This window comes from Tritonibacter litoralis (assembly GCF_009496005.1).
GTDB classification, from domain to species: Bacteria; Pseudomonadota; Alphaproteobacteria; order Rhodobacterales; family Rhodobacteraceae; genus Epibacterium; species Epibacterium litoralis.
Window position 1 is genome coordinate 21,254 of record NZ_WIBF01000002.1, and the last position, 6,208, is coordinate 27,461.

General features: G+C 62.0%; 7 protein-coding genes. 2 read left to right on the plus strand and 5 right to left on the minus strand.

The genetic code is table 11. The annotated features are described in order from the left end of the window. Positions 1–61 precede the first annotated feature (61 nt). Positions 62–1,633, plus strand: coding sequence for a Ppx/GppA family phosphatase (locus tag GFB49_RS04290; RefSeq protein WP_246149610.1), 1,572 nt, complete (start codon positions 62–64; stop codon positions 1,631–1,633). 13 nt (positions 1,634–1,646) lie between these two features. Here the strand turns inward: GFB49_RS04290 and GFB49_RS04295 are convergent, their stop codons facing one another. Together GFB49_RS04295 and GFB49_RS04300 are read right to left on the minus strand one after the other, a co-directional pair. Continuing rightward, a complete protein-coding gene (locus GFB49_RS04295) occupies positions 1,647–2,060 on the minus strand; it encodes a hypothetical protein (protein ID WP_153214592.1) in 414 nt (137 codons plus the stop codon). A gap of 135 nt (positions 2,061–2,195) precedes the next feature. After that, positions 2,196–2,405 (minus strand): DUF1127 domain-containing protein, encoded by a 210-nt coding sequence (locus GFB49_RS04300; RefSeq protein WP_153214593.1) that lies wholly within the window; start codon positions 2,403–2,405, stop codon positions 2,196–2,198. Positions 2,406–2,515: 110 nt separating this feature from the next. On the opposite strand from GFB49_RS04300, the gene GFB49_RS04305 reads away from it, so the two are divergent. After that, positions 2,516–3,400 (plus strand): LysR family transcriptional regulator, encoded by an 885-nt coding sequence (locus GFB49_RS04305; protein WP_153214594.1) that lies wholly within the window; start codon positions 2,516–2,518, stop codon positions 3,398–3,400. 225 nt (positions 3,401–3,625) lie between these two features. Here the strand turns inward: GFB49_RS04305 and GFB49_RS04310 are convergent, their stop codons facing one another. From GFB49_RS04310 to GFB49_RS04320, 3 genes are all read right to left on the minus strand, one after another. After that, on the minus strand, positions 3,626–4,621 hold the full coding sequence (locus GFB49_RS04310; protein ID WP_153214595.1) for an endonuclease/exonuclease/phosphatase family protein: 996 nt from the start codon (positions 4,619–4,621) through the stop codon (positions 3,626–3,628). After that, on the minus strand, positions 4,602–5,300 hold the full coding sequence (locus tag GFB49_RS04315; protein ID WP_153214596.1) for a molecular chaperone DjiA: 699 nt from the start codon (positions 5,298–5,300) through the stop codon (positions 4,602–4,604). Before GFB49_RS04315 ends, GFB49_RS04310 begins: the two co-directional genes overlap by 20 nt. 150 nt (positions 5,301–5,450) lie before the next feature. After that, the gene (locus GFB49_RS04320; protein ID WP_343032470.1) at positions 5,451–6,050 is read right to left on the minus strand and encodes a VOC family protein; all 600 of its coding nucleotides are present in this window, start codon (positions 6,048–6,050) and stop codon (positions 5,451–5,453) included. Positions 6,051–6,208 lie beyond the last annotated feature (158 nt).

The following is a 6,208-nucleotide window of genomic DNA, read 5'->3' on the forward strand; positions in this document are numbered from 1 at the left end:
GCAGAACCAACGGAGGTACACCATAGCGTTATTGGTGGATTTCTCCTATTGTAAACTCAATATGACAACCCGGGATTCTTTGGCGGCGCTGATGTACGAAAGCTCTGAAATCGTGGCAGATTGGGGCGGCTATGGCCAACCTTTGTTTGGGGACCCGGAGGCACGCGCCTTGTCGCGTGTGGGGGTTGTGGATGTGGGGTCAAACTCTGTCCGGATGGTGGTGTTTGACGGCGCTGCGCGCAGTCCCGCCTATTTCTTTAACGAAAAAGTCATGTGTGCCCTGGGCGCAGGTCTGTCGCAGACCGGCAGGCTGAACCCCAAAGGGCGCGAACGGGCCTTGGCCGCGATGAAACGGTTCAAGCTGTTGGCCGACGGGATGGAGCTGCCGCATATGACGGTGGTGGCCACCGCTGCGGTGCGCGATGCCGAAGACGGGGCGGAGTTCTGCGAAGAGGTGCTGCGCGAGACCGGTCTGGTGATCCATATCATCGACGGCGAAGAAGAGGCGCGGCTGTCGGCGCAGGGCGTCTTGCTGGGCTGGCCCGGCGCCTATGGGTTGATCTGCGATATTGGCGGATCGTCCATGGAGCTGGCCGAGATCCACGACAACAAGGTCGGCAAACGGGTGACCTCGCATCTGGGGCCATTGAAGCTGAAAGATATCAAGGGCGGCAAACGCGGGCGCAAGGCGCATATTCGTGATGTTGTCGAAGATCTGCACACGCAGATGGGGCCCCAACACGACCGGCTGTTTCTGGTCGGCGGCAGTTGGCGGGCCATTGCGCGGATCGACATGCACCGTCGGGGTTATCCGCTGACGGTGCAACATGAATACCGCATGTCCGTCAAAGCCGTGCAATCCACCGCTAAATTCATCGAAAAAAGCGATCTTCAGAAGCTGCGTCAGGACTGCGGCATCTCAAACTCGCGGATGGCGCTGGTGCCCTATGCCGCCGAAGTTCTGGCGCGTCTGGTCAAAGTGTTCCGGCCCAAAGATATCGCCATCTCAAGCTATGGGATCCGCGAGGGGCTGTTGTTTGAACAGATGCCGCAGGCCTTGCGCGACCGGGATCCGCTGATCGAGGCCTGCCGGTTTGCCGAAGCCAAAGAGGCGCGCATTCCCGGTTTTGGCCGCAAGCTTTATGAATTTGTCCTGCCGCTGTTTCCGCGTGCGGATGACGCCAAGAAACGCCTGATCAAAGCGGCCTGTCTGCTGCATGATGTGACCTGGCGCGCGCATCCCGATTATCGGGCCGAGCTGTGTTTTGAAAACGCAACCCGCGCCAATCTGGGGGGGCTGCGCCATTGGGAGCGGGTCTATCTGGGGCTGGCGCTGATGTCGCGCTACAGCAACCGTCGCCCCTCCGCCCAGTTCAAGGCGCTGGAAAGCTTGCTGGATGACAAGCTGAAACGCGAGGCCGAGATCCTGGGCCGAGCCATGCGGTTTGGGGCGATGCTGGTGATCCAGCAGGACGCGCAGATTGGCAAGCTGACCTGGCACCCCCGCAAAAAGGTCCTGGATCTGCGGTTGGAAAAAGACAACGCGCCCTTGTTCACCGAAGTGGCCGAAGCGCGGTTTAACGGGCTGTGTTCCGCGCTGGAGGCAACGGCGGCTGTGAAAATCTGCCGCTGAGGCGACGGCTGCCTCAGATCTCGATATCGGTGTCTGGGGCCGCGCCGCTGTCTGGCGTTTCGGGTGTTTCGCGTTTCTTGCGGATAATGATGTCGCCATTGGGCAGGATCTCGGGCAGCTCATAGGCGCTCCAATCCTGGACCTCGGCGGCGATCTCTGCCAGCGCCGGTCCCATCTGGGCCAGAAATTCCCCCATCGAGGGGCCGATCTCTCCCATCAGTTCCGAAAACCCTTCCAGGGTCGGGGCCATTTCCTCGCGCAGGCCGCGCAGGAACAGATCCGCCCCGCGTTCCATCAGCGATGGCCCATCGTCACTGGATTGCGCAGCTGCAGGCCCGGTGAGCGAAAGCGCCAGCGCAGCCCCCAAAAGCGTGGAACGGCATAGGGATTGGCAAAAAGACTGTGGCAGGATCCATGTAGCAGGCATCGGAAAAACCCTCCTTCAAACGCGGTCGCTGTGCGGTCAGATATAGCGATCGCACAGCCGCTTGCACAGGTGGGAATCCCGGATGCGTGCGGTTTCGACGCGCCCCGGATCACACGGTGTTAACAGCCGCCGGGATCAGGCGCGCCAGAAGGGTTTGGCAATCTCGCGCTGCAATTGCAACCGGGTGAGGCCTGCGTCCGCAAGCACGCTGTCTGGCGCATGCAGCAGGTCGTGCGCCAATTGGCGGCGGCTGGTGAAACGATGCAGGTAGAGGGTAAAACCAACCGGCGTGGGACGCGCTGGACGCGGGGTATGAAAGGCGGGAAATGCAATGATCTCAGCCATGGCAGCTATCCTTTTTCTCACATAGATCTTATACGCCTTCTATAGATCCGCTTGTTTTTGATGAAAATCGAGTTTTTGGCACCTCTTTTGTAACCAAAAGGAACATATGCATGGCCCGCCTTCCGCCCTTGTCCGCCCTGCCAGCCTTTGAAGCCACGGCCCGATTGGGCTCGGTCACCGCCGCCGCCAGTGAACTGGGGCGCACGCACAGCGCGGTGAGCAAGCAGATCAAACATCTGGCCGAGGATCTGGGAGGAGATCTGTTTCGCAAATCGGGGACCGGTCTGGTGCTGAGCCCGCGTGGCGAAGACTTGCAGTCGGCGCTGGGGCCCATGTTGCAAGAGCTGGCCGAGGTGGCTGAGGGGCTGCGCCAGGGGCCTGCGCGGCCATTGTTGCGGATTGCGGTGGGCGCGACCTTTGCCACCCGCTGGCTCACGGCGCGGCTGCCGCGGTTTTATGCGGCGCACCCGGATGTGGAGATCACACTGCTGATGTCCGGGCTTGTGAATGGGCGGCCGCGGTATTCCGGCGGGGATTTTGATATCCTGCTGAGCTATGACCGTTTGCGCGGCCCGGTGGGGCCAGAGCTGGATCCAAGGCCGGTGGGGCATGCCGCGTATGGGCCGGTCTGCGCGCCCGATTACCCGCTGGCTTATGGCAAGACCGGCTGGCACGCGCCCATGCGGTTCAGCCATGTGGGCGGCCCCTCGGCCTGGGCGGTCTGGGAAGAGATCTCGGATGTGGTGATCCAAAGCCCTGAGCTGCGCGAGCACCCGCATCACATTCTAGCGCTGGAGGCGGCGGCGGCCGGCATGGGGGTGGCCCTGACCGAACGCAGGCTAGTGGCCAATGATCTGGACCAGGGTCGGCTGGTTGCGCCCTTAGGGTTTATCGAAGTCCCGGACGGGTTTCACGCAGCCCTGCCCCGCAACCGCCCGCCACAGGCCGCAACGCTTGCGTTCATTCAATGGCTGTCCGCTGAGGCGATGGCGTGACCCCAATCCCCGCGCGCCCAGCATCCGGCAAGCCCTCCCGCGCCAGCAGGTGCCCGCCTTTGGCGGCCCCCTTGGCGGCCTTGGGCCGGGCCGTCTGCCCCTGCCGGGGCAGACCACCACGCGGACCCCAAAGGGGTCCGCGCCACGCCCAACGGGAACCGCTGTCCCGCAAGGGGCAGCAGGTGACGGGCGGGAGCCCCCACCCTCAGCCACATTCGGAAAAGGTCAGTCTAGGTCCAGATCAAGACTGACCGGGAAATGATCCGAGGCGGTCAACAACGCCTCTCGCAAAGCAGTATCGCCAAAAATCTCTGCATCCTCAAACGGGTGCCAAATACGCCACCGTGGCCGCAGGGCCCGCAGCCCGTTCGAGATCATTGCGTAATCCAGAAGAGCACCAAAATAGCGTTTGGACGTTCGGTCAAAGAAACGGGCCGAATTTGGCAAGCCACTGGGGCGTGGCTGGTGCTGGCGGTGGGCGTGGGGATCATACAGATCATCGCCCATGACGATCTCCACCGACGAGCGGCCAAACAGCGCCTCATATTGATCCAGCCCTGGACCATCGTTGAGATCTCCCATCACCAGAAGGTCATGCCCCTCCTCCAGGTGCCAGGAAATCCGCCGCCTGAGCCAGATCGCCTGCGCCAGCTGTTTGCGGCGATTGGCGATCGAGATCCGCATCACTTCGGCATCATCTTTTGCCCCATGGGGGGCCTTGGACTTCAGATGTGCGCCGATCAGATGGAGCTTGCGCCCTCCGGCCGTTTGCACCTCCAACTCCAGTGGCGGCTTGGAAAAGCGGACCTGATCCACCCGCTCATCCACATCCAGATCCAGCGCAAAAACACCGTCGAACTGCGGCGCGTCAAAGCGGCTTTGTGGGCTGTGGCGGGCTGTCAGCACCGTCGGGTCAAACAACAGCGCGATCTCTTGCTGGGTGTCATTGGCAAAGCCCATCGCCACCGACGCCGTGCGCAGCCCCGCCCAAGCCGCAAAGGCTTCCAACGCCCGGATGGTGCGCTGTTGACGGCCTGTATTGGGCGCTTCGACCACCAGAACCGCATCCGCATCCAGGGCCTGAAACACATGGCGCAGCGCTTCAGCCTGGGTGATGCGGCTGACCCCATAGCGGCCTGACGGTCCGTCGTCCAGCAACAGCTGGTCCGCCGGATCAAAAAGGTTGGCAAACCACTCGATATTATAGGTGACCAGACGCATGACCCTCACAGCCGTTGATCTGGTCCCAGGCGCGGTTGATGTCGATCATCTTCTTCTCTGCCAGGCGGATCGCCTCCTCGGGCACTCCGCGGGACAGCATGGCATCTGGGTGCGTCTCGCGCACCAGACGGCGCCAATGTTTGCGGATTTCATCCCGAGGCATGCCAGGCGACACGCCCAGCACCATATAGGGGTCCCGTGGCGCATCGGGCACAAACCTTGCACGCAGGGCCGAGAATTGTTGCGGCGTCTGGCCAAAGATCTGGCTGACGTCCTCCAGGAAGGCATTTTCACCGGGATGATAGAACCCATCCGCCATCGCGATGTGAAAAAGCCCCTCCATCAGATCGCACAGCGTGTCGGGGTCATCAGAAAACATCAGTTGAACACGGCGGGCGTAATCCTGATACCCTGCCACATCCTGACGCGCGAGGTTAAAGACCTTGGCAGCGCCAGCCTCATCCCCCGGTGCAATCCGGAACACTTCGCGAAAGGCTGTGACCTCATCCCGGGTCACCTGCCCGTCGGCCTTGGCCATTTTGGCCCCCAAGGCGACAACCGCGATGGCAAAGCCAACCGAACGTTCGGGCGGCGTGCGCAGGTGGTCAAAGACGTCTGACAGGCTTGCGCCCTGGGCAAGCGCTGCAAGCGCGTCGGATATGCGGGTCCAAAGTGACATGGCCAGAGTTTAACCGCTGTCGCCGCCCCTGTCAGCGCGCAATGCGTCGCGCAAATGTGAAAACACCGGCCTCTGGCGATGGCTTAATCAGATTGGCCTGGTTGGTGCGGTTGGCCAGGCTTATCTGGAGATCCGCACAGTCGAAACGCATCACAAGCGCCGCAGACCATGCGGGGTCTCAAACTCAGCCGAGATCGCTGCCGGGCCAGTTGCGATCTGCAGGCGCGGATCCTTCAGCTGCAGAGTGGTTTGCAGCCGCGCCCCGTCAGGATGTGTCACATAAAGCGCCTGCAAACGGCACCCTTGCGGGGTGAGCTGTGGCGCAGGATGCGCACTGTGCCAGGACAGCAGCGCCGGGAACAGCCCATCATAGGGTTGCACGCCGATTTCCGGGACAAACATGGTCCAATGATAGGCCCCGCGCCGAAGGTCCACGGCCGCCCCGGCTTCGGGCCACTTGGCGGCAGCCTCTTGGGGCTGTGACGTGCGACAGGCCCAAGAGGTCAGCCGTGCTGACCCGCTGTGATGGTCAAGGCCATACCAACAAGGCGTTTTCTCGGGCACGGCGTCTGGATCTTTGGCAATGGCTTCCAGGTAAAGACCGTCGGCCAGATGCAACAGGGCATTGTGGGTTCCAAACACGGCATGTTTGCCCCCCGCCTGCATTGGGACACCAAGCGCCTCTTCGATCACCGCGCGTGCTTCCTCCAAAGTCTGCCCAACAACAACCAGATGATCCAGTTCCAACATGCCTGCCCCCAAGATTGACGGTTTTGCGGCACGGTATCGCCGTTTTACTGCAAAATCCAGCGGGAGCTCCCGCCCGTCGCCTGGCCCGGCCAATGCCGGTCCGCTCCCGTTGGGGGTGGCGCATTTGCGCGCTCATGTATGAGCGCGCAAATGCGCGG